Source organism: Marinomonas sp. G8-14 (genome assembly GCF_055808935.1).
In genome coordinates this window covers 3,559,442-3,576,007 of the sequence record NZ_CM147891.1, presented here as the reverse complement: position 1 = coordinate 3,576,007, position 16,566 = coordinate 3,559,442, and the positions used below count along the sequence as shown (strand labels likewise).

General features: G+C 43.7%; 19 protein-coding genes. 5 read left to right on the top strand and 14 right to left on the bottom strand.

The genetic code is table 11. From position 1 onward, the window contains the following. Window positions 1–7: 7 nt before the first annotated feature. Window positions 8–913, bottom strand: coding sequence for a LysR family transcriptional regulator (locus tag AC0L6V_RS18175; protein ID WP_265219763.1), 906 nt, complete (start codon window positions 911–913; stop codon window positions 8–10). 100 nt (window positions 914–1,013) lie between these two features. Here AC0L6V_RS18175 and AC0L6V_RS18170 point away from each other — a divergent pair, with 100 nt between their 5' ends. Beyond that, complete coding sequence (locus AC0L6V_RS18170; RefSeq protein WP_265219762.1) at window positions 1,014–2,189, top strand: MFS transporter; 1,176 nt, start codon at window positions 1,014–1,016, stop codon at window positions 2,187–2,189. A 108-nt stretch (window positions 2,190–2,297) separates the two neighbouring features. On the opposite strand, the gene AC0L6V_RS18165 is transcribed toward AC0L6V_RS18170, so the two are convergent. After that, entirely contained in the window at window positions 2,298–2,924 is a 627-nt protein-coding gene (locus AC0L6V_RS18165) for an FMN-binding negative transcriptional regulator (RefSeq protein ID WP_265219761.1), read from the bottom strand. Window positions 2,925–3,056: 132 nt separating this feature from the next. On the opposite strand from AC0L6V_RS18165, the gene AC0L6V_RS18160 reads away from it, so the two are divergent. After that, window positions 3,057–4,139 carry a linear amide C-N hydrolase gene (locus AC0L6V_RS18160; RefSeq protein WP_265219760.1) on the top strand — a complete coding sequence of 361 codons (1,083 nt, stop codon included), beginning with the start codon at window positions 3,057–3,059 and terminating at the stop codon, window positions 4,137–4,139. A gap of 6 nt (window positions 4,140–4,145) precedes the next feature. On the opposite strand, the gene AC0L6V_RS18155 is transcribed toward AC0L6V_RS18160, so the two are convergent. The 3 genes from AC0L6V_RS18155 to AC0L6V_RS18145 all read right to left on the bottom strand — a co-directional run bounded on the left by AC0L6V_RS18155 (window position 4,146) and on the right by AC0L6V_RS18145 (window position 7,545). After that, window positions 4,146–5,189 carry a GGDEF domain-containing protein gene (locus AC0L6V_RS18155; RefSeq protein ID WP_265219759.1) on the bottom strand — a complete coding sequence of 348 codons (1,044 nt, stop codon included), beginning with the start codon at window positions 5,187–5,189 and terminating at the stop codon, window positions 4,146–4,148. Window positions 5,190–5,496: 307 nt separating this feature from the next. After that, on the bottom strand, window positions 5,497–7,014 hold the full coding sequence (locus AC0L6V_RS18150; protein ID WP_265219758.1) for a pectate lyase family protein: 1,518 nt from the start codon (window positions 7,012–7,014) through the stop codon (window positions 5,497–5,499). A 219-nt stretch (window positions 7,015–7,233) separates the two neighbouring features. Beyond that, window positions 7,234–7,545, bottom strand: a complete 312-nt coding sequence (locus AC0L6V_RS18145) for a TSUP family transporter (protein WP_418138477.1) — start codon at window positions 7,543–7,545, stop codon at window positions 7,234–7,236. Window positions 7,546–7,738: 193 nt separating this feature from the next. Here AC0L6V_RS18145 and AC0L6V_RS18140 point away from each other — a divergent pair, with 193 nt between their 5' ends. Beyond that, on the top strand, window positions 7,739–8,311 hold the full coding sequence (locus AC0L6V_RS18140) for a hypothetical protein (RefSeq protein ID WP_265219756.1): 573 nt from the start codon (window positions 7,739–7,741) through the stop codon (window positions 8,309–8,311). Window positions 8,312–8,462: 151 nt separating this feature from the next. On the opposite strand, the gene AC0L6V_RS18135 is transcribed toward AC0L6V_RS18140, so the two are convergent. The 3 genes from AC0L6V_RS18135 to ypfH all read right to left on the bottom strand — a co-directional run bounded on the left by AC0L6V_RS18135 (window position 8,463) and on the right by ypfH (window position 10,855). Next, window positions 8,463–9,224: a sulfite exporter TauE/SafE family protein gene (locus AC0L6V_RS18135; protein ID WP_265219755.1), complete on the bottom strand. Its 762-nt coding sequence runs from the start codon at window positions 9,222–9,224 to the stop codon at window positions 8,463–8,465. Window positions 9,225–9,383: 159 nt separating this feature from the next. Then, on the bottom strand, window positions 9,384–10,151 hold the full coding sequence (locus AC0L6V_RS18130) for a transporter substrate-binding domain-containing protein (protein WP_265219754.1): 768 nt from the start codon (window positions 10,149–10,151) through the stop codon (window positions 9,384–9,386). A gap of 86 nt (window positions 10,152–10,237) precedes the next feature. Next, complete coding sequence (gene ypfH, locus AC0L6V_RS18125) at window positions 10,238–10,855, bottom strand: esterase (RefSeq protein WP_265219753.1); 618 nt, start codon at window positions 10,853–10,855, stop codon at window positions 10,238–10,240. 229 nt (window positions 10,856–11,084) lie between these two features. On the opposite strand from ypfH, the gene AC0L6V_RS18120 reads away from it, so the two are divergent. Together AC0L6V_RS18120 and AC0L6V_RS18115 are read left to right on the top strand one after the other, a co-directional pair. After that, window positions 11,085–12,161, top strand: coding sequence for a bifunctional transcriptional activator/DNA repair enzyme AdaA (locus AC0L6V_RS18120; RefSeq protein WP_265219752.1), 1,077 nt, complete (start codon window positions 11,085–11,087; stop codon window positions 12,159–12,161). A 134-nt stretch (window positions 12,162–12,295) separates the two neighbouring features. After that, window positions 12,296–12,706, top strand: coding sequence for a gamma-glutamylcyclotransferase family protein (locus AC0L6V_RS18115; RefSeq protein WP_265219751.1), 411 nt, complete (start codon window positions 12,296–12,298; stop codon window positions 12,704–12,706). Here the strand turns inward: AC0L6V_RS18115 and AC0L6V_RS18110 are convergent. From AC0L6V_RS18110 to AC0L6V_RS18085, 6 genes are all read right to left on the bottom strand, one after another. After that, the gene (locus AC0L6V_RS18110) at window positions 12,675–13,835 is read right to left on the bottom strand and encodes an aldose 1-epimerase family protein (RefSeq protein ID WP_265219750.1); all 1,161 of its coding nucleotides are present in this window, start codon (window positions 13,833–13,835) and stop codon (window positions 12,675–12,677) included. The genes AC0L6V_RS18115 and AC0L6V_RS18110 overlap by 32 nt on opposite strands. 80 nt (window positions 13,836–13,915) lie before the next feature. Next, window positions 13,916–14,368, bottom strand: coding sequence for a phosphatase domain-containing protein (locus AC0L6V_RS18105; protein ID WP_265219749.1), 453 nt, complete (start codon window positions 14,366–14,368; stop codon window positions 13,916–13,918). Beyond that, a complete protein-coding gene (locus tag AC0L6V_RS18100; protein ID WP_265219748.1) occupies window positions 14,365–14,712 on the bottom strand; it encodes a histidine phosphatase family protein in 348 nt (115 codons plus the stop codon). Before AC0L6V_RS18100 ends, AC0L6V_RS18105 begins: the two co-directional genes overlap by 4 nt. Beyond that, window positions 14,681–14,917: a histidine phosphatase family protein gene (locus tag AC0L6V_RS18095; RefSeq protein ID WP_265219747.1), complete on the bottom strand. Its 237-nt coding sequence runs from the start codon at window positions 14,915–14,917 to the stop codon at window positions 14,681–14,683. Before AC0L6V_RS18095 ends, AC0L6V_RS18100 begins: the two co-directional genes overlap by 32 nt. Continuing rightward, window positions 14,901–16,001 (bottom strand): MBL fold metallo-hydrolase, encoded by a 1,101-nt coding sequence (locus tag AC0L6V_RS18090; protein WP_418138476.1) that lies wholly within the window; start codon window positions 15,999–16,001, stop codon window positions 14,901–14,903. The genes AC0L6V_RS18095 and AC0L6V_RS18090 overlap by 17 nt, the downstream gene beginning before the upstream one ends. After that, entirely contained in the window at window positions 15,998–16,438 is a 441-nt protein-coding gene (locus AC0L6V_RS18085; protein WP_321160375.1) for a TOBE domain-containing protein, read from the bottom strand. The genes AC0L6V_RS18090 and AC0L6V_RS18085 overlap by 4 nt, the downstream gene beginning before the upstream one ends. Window positions 16,439–16,566: the final 128 nt, after the last annotated feature.

Sequence of the window (16,566 nt, the reverse complement as noted above, 5' to 3'; positions counted from 1 at the left end):
AGACTCTCTAGGAATTTGAAGCCATTTTCTCAACCAGATAGTCGACAAAGACCCGCACTCTGGCTGGCATGTGTTGTCCGCCAATAAATACGGCGTGGATGACTTCTTTGTCCTGCGGGTTGAAGTCTTCTAATAAGGGAATGAGTTGGCCCGATGCGAGGGCTTGTTGAATATGAAAATTCCCAACTCGGGTGATACCAATGTCCGCCATCACCAGCTCCACCAGCGTTTCACCATTGTTGGAGGTCATGTTGCCTTGTATCGGTAGAATATAGTCTTCTCCGTTCTCACGGAATGGCCAGCCAGGTTCTAGCCGCTGAAAACTGAAATCCAGACAGTTAAAGTGCTGTAAATCGGCGGGCGTTTTGGGAATACCAGCTTGCGCTAAATAGTTAGGCGAAGCGACAACGGTTCTGCCTGTGTCGCCAAGGCGCCGTGCGGTTAAGTTACTATCAGGTAAAGGGCCAAAACGTATTGCGACGTCAATATGACCATCCGCCACATTGCTAATCTTATCGCTCACTTCCACTTCGATTTTGATCTTGGGATAACGCTCTAAAAACTCTTTGTATAAGGGAATCATGGTCAAACGACTATACGCCGTGGCGGTACTGACTTTGATCAATCCACTGGGACTCGCACGATCGGCAATGGCGCGTTCGGTTTCTTCTAGATCTTTCAGAATACGCCGTGCCGCAAGCGCATAGGATTCACCTTCGCTGGTTAAATAGAGTTTGCGAGTAGAACGGACCAGCAGCCTAACGCCTAAACGCTTTTCTATTCTTGTCATCATTCGGCTTACCGCCGACGGCGTGAGACCGAGCGCTCTTGCTGCACCACTTAAACTTCCCGTCGTGGCAACAGTTAAAAAAGTTTCCATCTCGGCGGTCTTATCAACTTTAATTTGCTTCATTTGTGAATCCAATGCAAAACAGAATCGCTTTTTTGCCCACTATTCTGGTGTTTTATATCTCGTTATATTCCCTCATATCATAAATAAACGAGAGAGTAACATGAAGATTAACTTTCCATTGATGGCTCTAGCCATTGGTGCTTTTGGAATTGGTGTAACGGAATTTTCCCCCATGGGGATGTTGCCGGTGATTGCGGGCGATTTGGGCGTCTCTATTCCAACGGCTGGCATGCTTATCAGCGCTTACGCCTTTGGTGTATTAATTGGTGCGCCAGTCATGACCTTGCTGTTTGCAAACATGCCTCGCCGTCGTCTGCTGGTTTTGTCCATGGGGATTTTTACCATCGGCAATTTAATCAGTGCGTTGGCCGACAGTTACAGTGCGTTGATGATTGGACGCATCATTACGTCGTTCAATCACGGTGTGTTTTTTGGCGTGGGTGCTGTAGTAGCAACCCAATTGGTGCCGCCGAATCAACGTGCCGGGGCAGTCGCGGCGATGTTTTCAGGCCTCACCATAGCGACCATTGGTGGCGTGCCATTAGCGAGCTTTGTCGGGACGACATTTGGTTGGCGAAATGCTTTCTTTGGCATTGCGGCTATTGGTTTAGTAGCAATGGTGGCACTACGAGTCAGCTTGCCTCCGTTGGTCAATCAAGAGAAAGCGAACATTCGTAATGAATTGGCCGTGTTAAGTAGAGGCTCTGTCTTGGCAGCGTTGCTATTAACTGTAGTGGGTGCCAGCTCGATGTTTACGGTATTCACTTACATCGTGCCCATCCTGCAACAAGAAACCCATGCCTCAACCACCTTCGTGACGGCCATGCTGGTGCTTTACGGCGTGGGACTTGCCGTTGGTAATATTCTCGGTGGCCGTTATGCGGATCGTTCACTGTTTGGCACCTTGATTGTGTCGTTAATCGCGGTGATTCTGCTGTTGGTCATTTTTGCCGTCACTATGTCTTCTTCAATTATCGTTGTTCCTCTGATTTTCCTCTGGGGAATTGCCAGTTTTGCCGTGGTTCCACCGCTGCAGTCTTTGGTGGTTCATGAAGCCAGCGAAGCGCCAAACCTTGCTTCCGCCATGAACATTGGCGCGTTTAACTTAGGCAATGCCGTTGGGGCAGTATTGGGCGGCGGTGTCATCAGCGCAGGACTTGGATTGCCTTCGGTCGCCTTAGCGGGTGCAGGAACCGCTTTGCTTGGGTTATTCATGGTACTGGTGTTAAAACGCAGTCCTTCAAGCCAGAGTAACGCACCCGTAGCTTCTTCCTAATCTAGCTTTTTCTTAATCAACACGCAGGGAATGTTTTACACATTAATAAAAGCATTCCCGCGATAACCGATAATCATACGGGGATGCCTTCCTCAAGCTAGCTATTCGTCAGTCTCCATTTGCTGGTTTTATCAGATCTGCCATAGGGTGCTGAGTTTCGGATAAGCCCTCATGAATTCCATTTTTATTATCGGCACTTTGGTTTTGGCTAAGTTTGAATTTACCCTGAATATCAGTCACGGTGATTTCAACGCCAACAACAGCAGCTTGCAGTCTGTCGATGTATTCCTGAGGCGCATCGGAGATTGACCAAGGCGCAGGTTGTTTTTGCTCATGGATATCGGTGAGTTTTTCCAGTAATGATAGTTTCCATTCAGCTTCATGGATAAAGTCTATCGTGCCTTTAATGTGAACGGCGCGATAGTTCCACGTTGGAACCGCTTTGCCATCTACTTTTTTAGAGGGATACCAGTTTGGCGTGATGTAGGCATTTTCGCCTTGAAAAATCACCAATACATCAGCTTGATTCGCTAGGTTCTGCCAAAGCTTATTGGCCTTGGCGATATGAGCTTGTAGGACAACTCTATTCTCTGCATCGACATGAACCAACATAGGAATATGCTCAGCGTTTAGACCGTTATTATCATTCGACACTAACGTCGCGAAGGGAAAGGCTTTAACAAAGGCGAGCTGCTCTTCTTGGTCATTGATCTCAAAATGTTTTGGCGTGTACACAACGGTTCCCTTTCTAACTATTTTTAGACATTAAAACGACGTTATATATTCAATTGATTTGATAATTAAAAGTGTCATCTACTTATGATCTATTGATTACAAACTACGGCTTTATTTTGATGGAGTAAATCTATGTGCACTCGAATTGTTAATAATATCAGTCCTGATTGGGTAACAACCGCCCGAAATTTTGATTGGGAATTTCCACTGACAAGCTCAGTTTTTCGATCTCCAGTAGGTATGCATAGAGTTGGCCTAAGCTTACAGGAAATAGAAAAACATCATTTTAGAAACGATCAAGTATTATCATGGACAGTAAAATACAGCTCGACATCTATCCTTATCGGTACCGAAAATGATGGATACGGTACAACGGATGGAGTAAACACAGAAGGCTTAACTGCGAATATCTTATACGATGCCACCACGTCATTTGATGACAATATTGCTGAAGGACAAAAAGCCTTAAGTCTTATACGTTGGGGGCAGTTCGTCTTAGATGTATTTTCAAGTGTCCAAGAAGCTGTCAAATATTTTGAATCTCAAAGCGTTTTCTTTGTTAGTGGTACGGTACCGGGGGATATAACGGCCGATACTGAGTTGCATTTAACCCTATCGGATAAACACGGAGACTCTGCCATTATAGGCATAAAGAAAGGTAAAGCCGACATCCATCACAGCCGCAACTTCACTGTCGCGACGAATCAACCTGATTACCAAACCCAGTTGCAAATGATGAATTATTGGTTTTACCAATGGAATTTAAAAAGCGCTGGCGCAGTGAACAACACTCCAGTATTCACTGCGCCAGGAGGCAATACTGCTGTTCAACGCTTTCAAAGAGCCTGCTTTTATCGACTACTAACAGGCTCCACTAGCGAACTTATAGATAGGGTGGCGCAAGTCAAAGCAATGATAGGAACCTGCTCTGTTCCTACCCTATGTTCGACATTTGACGCGCTATCCTCCAATAAGACAATTCAAAAAGAAGACGATGATGATATTTCATCAACCTTGTGGACCAGTATTAGCGATGCGACCAACCTTAAGTACTATTTTTTCGATGGCCTGCATTTGGGATCAGTTTGGTTTGATGTATCTGCTGCCACAAAAAGTTGCGCAATATGGTTAGTCAGCGATAAAGAGCATGGTCCAGGTTTTATGAACAACGGTGATCACATGCTTAAAGAATGCAATGATATCTATGCGCACTAAGCACGTTTAAACAAGTTGGCTGGCGGTACAGAATCGATTCTTGCCATCAGCCTTCGCGTTGTACAACGCTTGATCAACTGCTCGTAAGCTGTCTCGATGCCTACTGGCATGATGATTTGCCAACCCGATGCTAATCGTAATTTGTCGTTCAATGCCAAATTTTGTATTTGCTACACGCTGATTTAACTGCTTTAAGGTTTCCTCTAGTCGAGCAAGATTTGATTCTGCAAAAATAATAATGAACTCTTCACCGCCCCAACGACCGACGGTATCGTGAGGACCAAGATGCTCGTTTAGCGTCTGCGCTAGGTATATTAACACTTTATCACCCTGATCATGACCAAACTGATCGTTCACTTTTTTGAAATCATCCACATCCAACATGGCAATGTAGTGACTACCAGTCGAATTCAATAATTTATCTTCCACATAGCGACGATTGCGCAATTTAGTTAATACATCTGTCGTAGCCAACTCCTGTAACTGACGGTTCGACTCTTCCATCATTTGATAGGCTTTTCGGCGGCTAGTGTCGTAGAAAAACGACACCATGAGTAACAACAAATAGATAAAAGAAAAATGTATCAAGCTGGCAGGAAGGAATGGCTCTGGTTGCCAAGTATCCATTTGCGTAAAGCAAAAATAAAACACACCGACGAAATAAACGACACTCAACATCGACCCATAGCGATAGCCAAGAAGAAATATTCCCATGACGGGGGTTAGAAAGGCAAAAATGAGTGCAAATTCTTCGTTACCATTAATTAAAATCAGTATAAAAGTATCAATCGACACAATCAGCTGAAGAATTGCCGCTGCGACTTGGGAGCGTTTTTTTACCAGCAGGTAATATCCACCAATGATACAAAAGAACAACGACACAGAGTTCGCTATTAACATTGGCGGAAAATAGTCTATGACCAAATTGTAATAAATGAAGAAAACGAGACTAGAAGAGATAAACACCAAGGCTGAAAATAAAAACCCTCGAAAACGAAAATCAGGATGCGTACGCTTCGTTCCAAACCATTGCTCTAAAAGCGATATCACTAAGCAGACCCCTGTCTTTAAAAAATAAGTCATTCCTTACGGCGTTTTTCAAGGTAATTGTAGAGCGCTAATTTTTAGCGTAACTAATTAGTACTCCAGCAAAAGATGTGCCTACATCGTTCCTTTATTGAAGAGTAAACGAACTTATTAAGAAAAAGAATAAATATAATGTAAATAATGGTTTAGCTATGTAAAGCACGATTTATTGACCAAAAAACTACCTTTTTGAAAAAGATGAACAAAAAATGTCGATGTATTTCGATTGGAATGACATCGACATCACAAGGAATATTCTTCTACTTAAGATCTAAAGTTTACCCGCTCCTGCATTTTCTTTGACATAATCAATCACGTCACTAGCAGGCAATACTGGCGTTGGTCCATATAAGGTTGGTGTCCAGCCCACCTCTTTAGAGAGAGGTTTGCCACTTGCTTTGTTCGCTTCTTCAACGATATCCATCATTTCGCCATTGAACATGGAACCCTGATCGTAAGCTACTTTCCCTTTCATATTACCGATAGCATGAGAAGGATCACCATTTTTGATTTCGAACACATTGGCTTCTGAATAAATAGCAGACTCTTTACCCGCTCCCAAAACCTGACGAACAATATTGTGCTTAGGTTTGTTAACCAAAGAATTCACATGACGTTCATAGGCATTGGCGCCAACGCCGTCACCTTGTGCATTACCGACGAAATAGTTGTTATACACATGCACCTTGCCATAACGAACACGTGGCATACGCTGACCAACATTGTTGAAATAATTACCATGCAGCGTGACACGTAAATAACCAGTGTCTGCCGTTTTACCATCGCTATTACCAATCAGAAAGGCTTTATCATGATCATGAAAATAGCTGTTGGAAATCGTCACGAGATCCGCCTGATTGGTAATATCAACTAAGCCATCATGATGTTGGACTTTTTGTGTAATCTCGTTCTGGGGGAATGGGTAGACTGGTGGGAACATGGCGTCTGGGCGATCACCATCAGAGAAAGTGCTGTGATCAATCCACACTCGCTTACCACCGTTAATAGAAATTAAGTCGTACTCTGAGTTCCAACGGCCACCTGGACACATTTGCGGACCATGGGAAGCATCAGCGTATTCCTCCATGCAACCTGGGTAATTAGAATCGATTTTAAAACTATCACCTGGATCCCAACCAGGGAAATAATCAAACGCGTCTTCAAAAGTAATATTACGAATGATGACGTTTTCAACGCCTGCACTAATTTGCAAGGTGCCTTTAATGATTTTTGCGTTTTTACCTAAACCTATGATGCTGGTATTTGAAGGGACATCAATGACAATTTGGTCTTTTTGTTTTTTAGCCGAGGCTAAACGAGCTTCTTCTTGAGGGCCGGTTAAATCCCTATTCGGACGTTTTTTAATAAGTGGTTTTGCATTCCAAACCGATGGTGCGTAAGCGTTTTTATACTCTTCGAAATTATAAGGCGCAACTCGATAATCGGCTTCCGTAAGCTCACGCCCTTGATCATTGGATGATAAGTTAATCGTGCCACTAATTTGAATAATCTTAGGTAGGTTACCCGCTTCTTTTAATGCATCAACAAAGGCTTTTCGGCTACTGACGGTATAAACATGCTCATCGAGTGCATCCGCACCGCCCGTCACTTGCCCTTCGGCTGCCGCCCAACCGTCGTTATGAGGAAGAACAACACGCGCTATATTTTGCGACATACTATTCTTTCCAGTATTTGAGAGCTTCTGTGATGTGTTATCCGCACTCACAGCTGAACATCCGGCAATTAAGCTGGCCGCCAAACAAGACGCCGCTAAAATTTTTCTATTCATTTTATTCTCCAAAGACATTGAAAATAAGCAGATAAAGACCTCTCGCCGTGCATATTTTCAAATCGCATTGTTATTTTTATTGGCAGCATACAAAGAGCAACCTACAGCGATGCTTTCTGTATAGGAGAATAGACTATCAGGAAAACCAAAAAAGTAAAACGATGTTTTATTTTTAATAAATCACTATTTCTCATAAGATATTAGAAAGAAGAAATATCTTTAATCACTCAAAAGAGCCGCTGCACTGCCACAAACTGTCATGATGAAAAGAAACCATTTCAGATGACTTGGATGGGCTTTAATAGCCAATTTCACCGCGAGAAATGAGCCAAGCATGGTGCCAGATGCAAGGATTAATCCGAGAATCCATAGGATTTGATCGTTCCAAATAAACACACCTAATGCCAACGCTGTAAAGCCAAGTGTACACACCATTTTTAGCGAATTGGTGCGAACTAGGTCGTAACGCAAGGTACCAGATAAATCGACGATTAAATTCAATGAATCTTGACCTAAAACAAACAAATACATGTCCATACTCTCAAAATAGTTTAACCAATTTGAACCTAGCTGTTGATGACATGATCAATTCATTGTTTACTTTTTAAAAAGCAAATATATAGATAAGGTATTGCAAAAAAAATGTACAACATTCTTTTTTTACATAAAATAATCATATGTAATATATGAAATTACTATTTTTATGTATATTGGATGTACAAATATGAAAAAAATATCTCTTGCTACAATCATACTTCTAACAGCCTCTAGTGCTATGGCAGAATCACAAATTCAGGTAGGACTTGGCTATACAAGAACAACTGTTAGTGGAACAGATAATGGTTCTGGCTATGAAGAATATGTCAATGCCCCAGCATTAGTTGCTCGCTATGCTTTTTCTAATAACATTGCAATAGAAGGAGCTTACCGGTTTAAATCAGGTGACACTTGTGACTGGGATAACGGGAATTCTTGTACTGAAAACCCACGGGTTCAGGTCAATGGTATTGATATTAACTTATTACTAGGTGACCATTTTATCGATCAAGATCACTTCTATTATTTCGCAGGTGTTGGATTTTTTTCAGATAATTGGAATCGCAGAAAGTACAACCGAAAAGATACAATTAGCGGTGCCCATTTTCCATTTGGATTTGGCTATAACACTGGGAAGTTCTCCTTAGAAACTCAATATACTTATCGATTAGGTTCTGCGTATGACAATGGCCTTAACGGCTATTTTGAAACTGACACCTCAGCATACAGCTTAGCTTTAAAACTTATGTACTCTCTTTAAAAGCCAAAAAAATCGCTTTAGCTAAAAATACTAAAGCGAATCTTTCACTCAATATCTTTTTACATAACTAGGGAAATTTATGACTAAAGTTTAAGGTAAAACTAATAACCTTAGTTGGCTAAAAATTCTATTCAATCAAATGTCAAGCCAATTAATCACTTAATAGCGCCGCTGCACTGCCACAAACTGTCATGATGAAAAGAAACCATTTCAGATGACTTGGATTGGCTTTAATAGCCAATTTCACCGCGAGAAATGAGCCAAGCATGGTGCCAGATGCAAGGATTAATCCGGGAATCCATAGGATTTGATCGTTCCAAATAAACACACCTAATGCCAACGCTGTAAAGCCAAGTGTACACACCATTTTTAGCGCATTGGTGCGAACTAGGTCGTAACGCAAGGTGCCAGCTAAAGCGGCAATCAAGATAAAACCCACGCCCGCTTGGACAAAACCGCCGTAAACACCGGCGATAAATAAGGCAATCCAAGCACTGGGTTTTTCCGACACTTTAAAGGGCACCGTGCCTTCTGGTGGCGCAATCATAGTCGGACGCACAATCATAATAATTGTCATGCCAATCATGGCACTGAGCAATAAAGGTTTTAACCAAGTCTCTGGCGCGTAACTGGCCGCAAATGCCCCAACCACACCGCCAAGTAAAGAGGGTATCATCACCGGTAGGATATCCGCGTTATCCAATTTTTTTGCTTTACGAAAGCCAAAGGTGGCCGCCACGTTCTGTAAAAATACACCAACACGATTGGTTGCGTTGGCGATGTCAGCTGGCATGCCCATGACCATCAAAGCAGGCAAGGTAAGATTGGAGCCACCACCAGCAAGCGTATTAATAATGCCAGCAACAAACCCTGTACCGATCAACAGCGACACAGTGAATAAACTGTAATCCATAACATCGTCCTTAATGACTCTTGAGCGAGTCGGAAGAGAATAAAAAGAGGAGCGAATGATAAGGAGAATTCGACGAGCTGACAAAAGATAATTTAGGCGGAGAAATAAAAACCGGCCCAGCGTCACCTTTAACAATACGTTGGGCCGATAAGAAATGACTTATTTAAGCGAGTTATTCACCATCAAGGTTTCATCGATACCTTTTAATGTCATTTCCTCCATCATGAAATTCACCGTATTCAATAAACGCTGCTCACCCGCTGGAATCAAGTAACCAAATTGGCTTTTAGTGAAAGGATCATTCGCTCGTGAGGCTTCTAGTTGCTTGTTGACTACTTGGTAATATAGTGCTTCTGGGGTTTCTGTCACCATCACATCAACGTCTCCTGCTTCCACGGCTTTAGGGACATCTAGGTTATTTTCATAACGAATAATGGTGGCTTTGCTCAGATATTGGTCGGCAAATTTTTCATTGGTTCCACCGATGTTTACACCAACCTTTACCTCAGGGCGATTGACTTCTTCTAACGTATCAAAACGAGCCACGTTGCCCGTCGCCACAAGGAAACATTTGCCAAAAGTCATATAGCCTTGCGATTGATCCGCTTCCATTTGACGAGAAGTCCGACGCGTAATGCCACCCATTGCAATGTCGTACTTATCGTCCTTCAAATCCGTTATAAGGTTTTTCCAAGTGGTTTGTACAAATTTCACTTCCACGCCCATTTCTGAGGCAAAATACTTTGCGACATCAATATCATAACCAGAAAAAGTACTGCCATCGTAGTAAGAAAATGGCTTGTAATCCCCCGTGGTTCCCACCGTGATGTAGCCTTGTTTTTTGATATCTTCTAAACGATCAGCTTGTGCAATAGCACTGTAAGCCATGGTGGACACGAGCAATAAAAACGACGCGGTGAACTTCATAACAGTGTACCTAACATAAGAATGAAACGAATATATAAGCATTTGCTATGCCATGTTTTCAATTTTTATTCTGCAAAACCATACCGTTATACACGCTCTAACAAGCAATCCACCACCGCTTGATTCACACTGTGAGCAAGTTGAGGGATAAGATCGTAAGTACTCATGACACCACCATTGATCAGAGCGTCATAAGCTAATTTAGATAAGCGATAGTCAATCACAGTATCTTGATTTCCATGGATAAAATGCACCTGTGTGTTATTTATTGGGGTTTTAATGAGTGATGTAGCAAAGCGACCTGATAAGGAAACAATTTTTTCAGCTAATTTTTCCTCGACCATTTGCGTCGAAGACAATGACATAATCGCCCCTTGAGAAAAACCAATCAAAGTGGTTTTTTCCGCACTTAAGCCTATTTTTTGTTGCCAATATTTCACTGTTTCGACAAAAGCTGGCATGGCAGTGTTAATACGTTCAACACGATTTTCTTCTGTTACGCCTTGCACAGAAAACCATTGATAACCTTGTCCAAAATCAGACACATCAGGAGCTTGTATCGACACAATGAACGCATTCGGTATGGCTTCAGCCAAAATCTGACCCAAAGGAGCCAAACTCTGCGGTGTGGCTCCAACACCATGAAATAATAAAAACAGACGCGTCGATGAATTGGGTTCCTGTATTACAAGAGTATTAGGCATGATGCATCCTTAGGAAAAAGTTAGAAAATAGGATAAATACTCTATTCTTCTGTAAAAACAAGATATACAAGCTATTCCTTAAGCTTCTATTTCGTATTTGGAAATAATCCATCGTTCAATTCAAAACAATAAAAAATACTCGTCCAGTTTTCGGTTGTCGCTAAATTGTGAATCAAGCTAACCTAACTGATAGACACTCTTTCAGTCATTCAAACAACGGAATAAACGCATGTTAATAACAGATGAAAAACAAGCCGATGGTTATTATCAAGCCTTACTAAACCGTGAACCAAGCTATGTTGGTGTGTTTTTTGTCGGCGTAAAAACCACAATGATTTTTTGTATTGCCACCTGTCGGGCGCGCAAACCAAAGCGTGAAAATGTAGAGTTTTACACACATTTCAAAGACGCTATGGACGCAGGCTTTCGCCCATGCAAAGTCTGTCGCCCCACTGAAAACGCTCATGAAGCACCTTATGAAGTACAAGCGGCAATGAACCTTGTGCGAGACTGTACTAAGGCGAAAATCACCGACCAAGAACTAAGAGAATCAGGAATACGGCCCATCTTTGTACGCCGTTGGTTTAATCAACATTACGGCATGACGTTTCAAACTTTTCAGCGTATGTATCGGATTAATTATGCCTTTCAAGAATTAAAGACAGGCAAAAGCGCCACCAATACCGCGTTAGATTCTGGCTACGATTCTTTAAGTGGTTTCGGGTACACTTTTAAAAAATTACTTGGCCATGCGCCGACCCTAAATTTGGAGAATGCTGTGATTTTAATCGATAGACTGACAACGCCCATTGGCCCTATGTTTGTCTGCGCCACTGACCAAGGCATCTGTTTGTTGGAATTTGTTGACCGACGCATGTTAGAAACCGAGTTTGAAGACTTACAACGTCGCCTCAAAGCCAAAATCATCACTGGCGAAAATGCCCATATTAAGCAATTAAAAAAAGAGCTAGAAGAATACTTCGCTGGCACACGCAGTACATTCAACGTGCCGCTTCATACACCAGGAACCGACTTCCAAAATGCTGTCTGGCAAGCCCTTAGCACGATTCCATTTGGAGAAACCGCCAGCTATCAAGAACAAGCCACACGGTTAAATAACCCCAAAGCCGTTCGCGCCGTCGCCAGAGCCAATGGCATGAATCGCATAGCAATTGTGATTCCGTGTCATAGAGTAATTGGTAAAGACGGTAGCTTAACCGGTTATGCGGGTGGATTAGAGCGCAAACGCTGGCTGCTTGATCATGAAAAAACACATTGCGATAGCGTCAGAGATAGCAGAGATTAATCGTTAAAATGCCTGTAGTTTCATGAATACATCAAGGTTGTGTCATGGCAATGTAATTTCCTCTAAGCGCTCTTGAAATGCTGTCGCTACCAGTTCATCTTGTGCACTTTGATTATACTTAGATGGAATTCAACATGCCGACAAATATTGTTGCAGTATATGGGACGCTTCGTGAGGGGCTTGAAAATCATGAGCTACTGGCTGAGTGCAAACGCATTGGTCTTGGTTGGCTGACAGGGTTTCGCATGCACAATCTAGGCGACTTTCCAGGCATTACATCTACCCATGATGAAAGTGGTCGAATCCGAGTCGAATGGTACGATGTATCTGATGAAATACTGGCGGCCTTGGATCAACTAGAAGGCTATGATCCAGAAGCGCCAGAGAGTTCTTTATACATCAGAAAACGCGTTTTCTCACCTTATGGCCGAGGTTGGATCTATGTTTATAATAAATCCCTAGACCACGCACCCTATATGGAAGCGGGCGATTGGGAGCGGTACTCCCGCACCGCTACTTTTCACCAAGGCACACAATCGGCGTAGACAACACTTGAGCCATTTGACCACTTTGTAATTGGGTAATATTTGCCACACTTGCTTGGACTTGATCTTCATCCGTTAACAAGCCAAAACGCACCACAAAGTGTTTCGATTCACCCGCATCAATGGTTGGCACCAAGCCTAACTCGCGCTGATAAGAACGGTTATAAGCAAAGCTAGTGCCCGGCTCGATTCCCACCACATAACCTTGCTCCAGTGTGTCCGTATTTTTCCACACGGTAAGCACTGGCAAGGTATCGGTTTGATAACTCACTTCAATGCCACAGTTCGCGTTGGCGTTATGTAATAAGGCATAAGAAAAACCTTTCTCGTCACTGATAGGACGAATGTTAAACACCATTTCGTCAAAGTCTTTAGTTGGCGCAGGCATCTGATTCCAATCACTCAAACCGCCAGCGGCGTAGTCGTTAAAAGGCGATAATTCAGCTATGGGAACATGCAGTTGTGCGCCATTTTCCAAAATCGGCTGAGCAAAGTTATTGTGATAAATCGCTTGAAATTCGCGCGGGTAACTACCTTTATTGGTTAAGGTATCTTCAACCAATAAATAAGGCTCATCTGGCGTTAATGACAATACCGTTTGCAGTTCAAAATTAGTAAATTTGAAACGCTTTTCATCCACTCGACCACGTAAAGTCACCCGATAAGGCGGCACTTGCTCAACCTCTAAAATCACCTCGTCAGCAGGCGTGTTCTGAATGCGACCGTGCAAGGTCAAAAACTCATCGCCGTCTTGACCGGGATGCCCTGCCCACTGATAACCACAACGCACGATCATCTCGTTAAAACCATCTAACCAGCCCAAGCCACCAGACGCTTCTTGATTCACGAAACTAGGATGAACCACCTCTTTCACAGGAGAATCCCAGCCAAAGCGAATACCTTTACGGACCACATCAAGCACTGCCATGCCACGCGTCGGTACCACACGTACAATGGAATCGCCCACGGTCAAGGTGATCAGACGCGATCCTTCTTGCTTTCCCCCTACCAAACAGGTTTGCTGAACCTTGATAGGAATGTCTTTCGGCAATCCCATTAACTCAGCGTTAAGTGACAAATTACCCACATCAATGTGCTGTTGATGACTAAGAAGAACAAGTTGAAACATGAACTAGGCTCCAAGAAAAAATTTCCTCATGCTAACGCGAGCCAGATGACAAGGCTAGCTATGAGGATAAAATCTGCAGCTTAAAAATCCCCCGGCGCGCACTGTAGGCAAGTCAGCCCTAAGTTACGCCAGCCTTTTACCACCGCATCACGGTCATCCAATACCAACCAAGGTGTGAAACCATCTTCATGGATTTTCTCCAACAACGCTTTTTTAACATCCTCGTCTGGTACCGCATCGGCGTTATCAGGCCTTAGATAAATACCATCACAGGGAATTTGGTGTTTTTGAATCCATTCAAGTGAATGCTGTTTATGAGATTCAGGACGTCCGCTACAAATCAAAATGTGTTGCCCTTGCTGCTTGAGAATAGTCACCAAACGAAGCACATTTTCGATCACTGGCGCATGTTTCATATACTCAAAAAAAGGGTCCCAATGCTTTTCTGCACCAAGCACCCAATGGGCAACCTTGGTGTGATCAAACTCGGCAAGCGTGCCATCTAAATCAACAATTACGGCATTTGGTATCATATAAAGCTTCCTTTAAACGGGGTGATTTTCCAGCCGTTTTCGTCTTGGCTGGGTACAAAAGCAATGGGCGTCACATTGCCGATTCTTGGGCAATAAGGCGTGCCGTTGATGACATTATTGAGCACTCGATAAACGCCAGAATGCGCAATAATCAGAGGCCACGAATGCTCGCTTAGAATCTCATTCAATGCCGTAAGCACACGAGCCTCGAAGTCTTGCCAAGATTCACCATTAGGCGGCGTCACGTCATAAGGTAATTGTTGTTCTATTGGGCAACCTTCAAGGTCGCCCCAATTGCGCTCTTTAAGTTGCTCATAAGCCATAATGTTTTTTTGGTACCGCATGTAATGCGGTCTCTTGGGTGCGTTGTAACGTACTGGTTGCCACAAGACTCCAATCAATGGCGCTTAATATTGGCGCCGCGTCTTTGGCTTGTTGAATTCCGGTTTCGCTTAACGGACTGTCGGTAAAACCACCAATACGAAACGCGGCGTTAAACTCGCTCTGCGCATGGCGAGCAAAGACAAAAGGCTTAGGTATTAAGGTCATAATCTAACTCTATACACTCTAACTCAATATAAGAATCTACAGTAACGCTTGAGTTCAGAGCCTGTCGCCACTCGTTTAAATTTTTTATGGTGTGGAAAAGCGGAACACAAACGCGACAACCAAGATGATCCACCAGCCGTTTTAGATCTTGCTTACGCGGATGCACATTCCAGCGTTCAAAATGCGCTCTGTCTTCGCTCACGGCCTGACGAGCGTGTTCCGGCAAATGCCCAGTATAAACGGGCAAATATCGCTCTGGTTGTTGCAATAACACAGCGGAGTCGCCACTCAACCCATCGGGATCACCACATAAAACCACTTTGGCGTTAGGGTTGAACGGCTGGCTTTTCATGCTTTCCAAGACAGGACGAATCTCAGCGCATACACAGTCTTCAGGCCCAGCCAACACCGTTTCCGGTGCAATGCAATCTTCACCTAATGTCCAATCATAGAAGCCTTGGGAAGTTAGCCAGCAGGCCATTTCTAAGGCTCGTCCTGTTTGCGGAACGGGCATCAGTAAGGCGCGCTCGTCCTTCAGATAATGCAACAAGGCGTTTTTGCATTGCTCCAGTGAATTATCGTACAAGCCGTAAGACGCATCGAGCAAAGCCACATCCGCTTGTGGTGGCATGGTAAAAGGATACAAGCACGATTCGAGGCTGAAATCGCCGCTGTAAAATACACCATCGCCCACATCAAGATGCAACCACACGCCGCCGAAAGAATGACCAGCCGAACCGGTTGTCACCTTAATGCCAGACACATTTGTCGTACCACAAATCGGCAAGGAATGAAGGTTCAAATGCGATGGCAATTGCTGCTGAACGGATGAAGTGGCGTAGACCGGAACTTGGCAATCAATATCGATCAAACCGCCCATATGATCTTGATGATCATGGGAAATAAAAATCGCGTCTAAGTGATCTGGTTGCGTCCAGCCTTTGTCTTCGCCCACCTCTAACGCACCGCCCGCGTCGAGCAAAAAGCGAATCGGTTTTGACTGGTGGTCCGCCTCGTAGGTCACCAAAATCGCGGCAGCGGTTTTCCGTCCTACGCCACTTAGAATATCAATGCTAACCTTCATGACTCACTCTCAAGCGACCAAGCTTGCCCAAGACGAACCTGATGCTGACTTTCTCGCGTCATCGGTACATCGCTGTACGCGAGTAAGCGCTGACCATCCTTTAGTGTCAATTCAATATCGTAACGTTCGCCACGAAAAATACAGCTGTGCACACTAACAGCCAGTGCTGAATCGTCCGCACTGACGAAATGAATATCTTGTGGACGCACGAGCACAGAACTGGCCGCTTTGTCTGGCGAATGCTGACGAATCAACGCGTGCAAATTGGTACCACTCACGTATTGCGCAGGCGCAACAGCAGCCACTGACAACACAGAACCTCGACCAATAAAATTCGCTAGCCAAGTGTTTCTTGGTCTTGCATACAGTTCCTGAGGTGTTCCCCATTGCACTAACTGCCCTTTATTCAATACAGCAATTTTGTCGGCCAATGACATGGCTTCGGATTGGTCGTGGGTGACATACACCATGGTCGCGCAAGTGCGTTTGTGAAAGGCACGGAAGGTTTCTTCCATCGTCGCTCGCAAATGTCTATCTAAGTTGGCAAGCGGTTCGTCAAACAACA

What these genes read in the sequence shown, in the direction of transcription:
- AC0L6V_RS18175 (WP_265219763.1), bottom strand. Translation starts at nt 913, where the DNA reads ATGAAGCAAATTAAAGTTGATAAGACCGCCGAGATGGAAACTTTTTTA.
- AC0L6V_RS18170 (WP_265219762.1), top strand. Translation starts at nt 1,014, where the DNA reads ATGAAGATTAACTTTCCATTGATGGCTCTAGCCATTGGTGCTTTTGGA.
- AC0L6V_RS18160 (WP_265219760.1), top strand. Translation starts at nt 3,057, where the DNA reads ATGTGCACTCGAATTGTTAATAATATCAGTCCTGATTGGGTAACAACC.
- AC0L6V_RS18150 (WP_265219758.1), bottom strand. Translation starts at nt 7,014, where the DNA reads ATGAATAGAAAAATTTTAGCGGCGTCTTGTTTGGCGGCCAGCTTAATT.
- AC0L6V_RS18145 (WP_418138477.1), bottom strand. Translation starts at nt 7,545, where the DNA reads ATGTATTTGTTTGTTTTAGGTCAAGATTCATTGAATTTAATCGTCGAT.
- AC0L6V_RS18140 (WP_265219756.1), top strand. Translation starts at nt 7,739, where the DNA reads ATGAAAAAAATATCTCTTGCTACAATCATACTTCTAACAGCCTCTAGT.
- AC0L6V_RS18135 (WP_265219755.1), bottom strand. Translation starts at nt 9,224, where the DNA reads ATGGATTACAGTTTATTCACTGTGTCGCTGTTGATCGGTACAGGGTTT.
- AC0L6V_RS18130 (WP_265219754.1), bottom strand. Translation starts at nt 10,151, where the DNA reads ATGAAGTTCACCGCGTCGTTTTTATTGCTCGTGTCCACCATGGCTTAC.
- ypfH (WP_265219753.1), bottom strand. Translation starts at nt 10,855, where the DNA reads ATGCCTAATACTCTTGTAATACAGGAACCCAATTCATCGACGCGTCTG.
- AC0L6V_RS18120 (WP_265219752.1), top strand. Translation starts at nt 11,085, where the DNA reads ATGTTAATAACAGATGAAAAACAAGCCGATGGTTATTATCAAGCCTTA.
- AC0L6V_RS18115 (WP_265219751.1), top strand. Translation starts at nt 12,296, where the DNA reads ATGCCGACAAATATTGTTGCAGTATATGGGACGCTTCGTGAGGGGCTT.
- AC0L6V_RS18110 (WP_265219750.1), bottom strand. Translation starts at nt 13,835, where the DNA reads ATGTTTCAACTTGTTCTTCTTAGTCATCAACAGCACATTGATGTGGGT.
- AC0L6V_RS18105 (WP_265219749.1), bottom strand. Translation starts at nt 14,368, where the DNA reads ATGATACCAAATGCCGTAATTGTTGATTTAGATGGCACGCTTGCCGAG.
- AC0L6V_RS18100 (WP_265219748.1), bottom strand. Translation starts at nt 14,712, where the DNA reads ATGCGGTACCAAAAAAACATTATGGCTTATGAGCAACTTAAAGAGCGC.
- AC0L6V_RS18095 (WP_265219747.1), bottom strand. Translation starts at nt 14,917, where the DNA reads ATGACCTTAATACCTAAGCCTTTTGTCTTTGCTCGCCATGCGCAGAGC.
- AC0L6V_RS18090 (WP_418138476.1), bottom strand. Translation starts at nt 16,001, where the DNA reads ATGAAGGTTAGCATTGATATTCTAAGTGGCGTAGGACGGAAAACCGCT.
- AC0L6V_RS18085 (WP_321160375.1), bottom strand. Translation starts at nt 16,438, where the DNA reads ATGTCATTGGCCGACAAAATTGCTGTATTGAATAAAGGGCAGTTAGTG.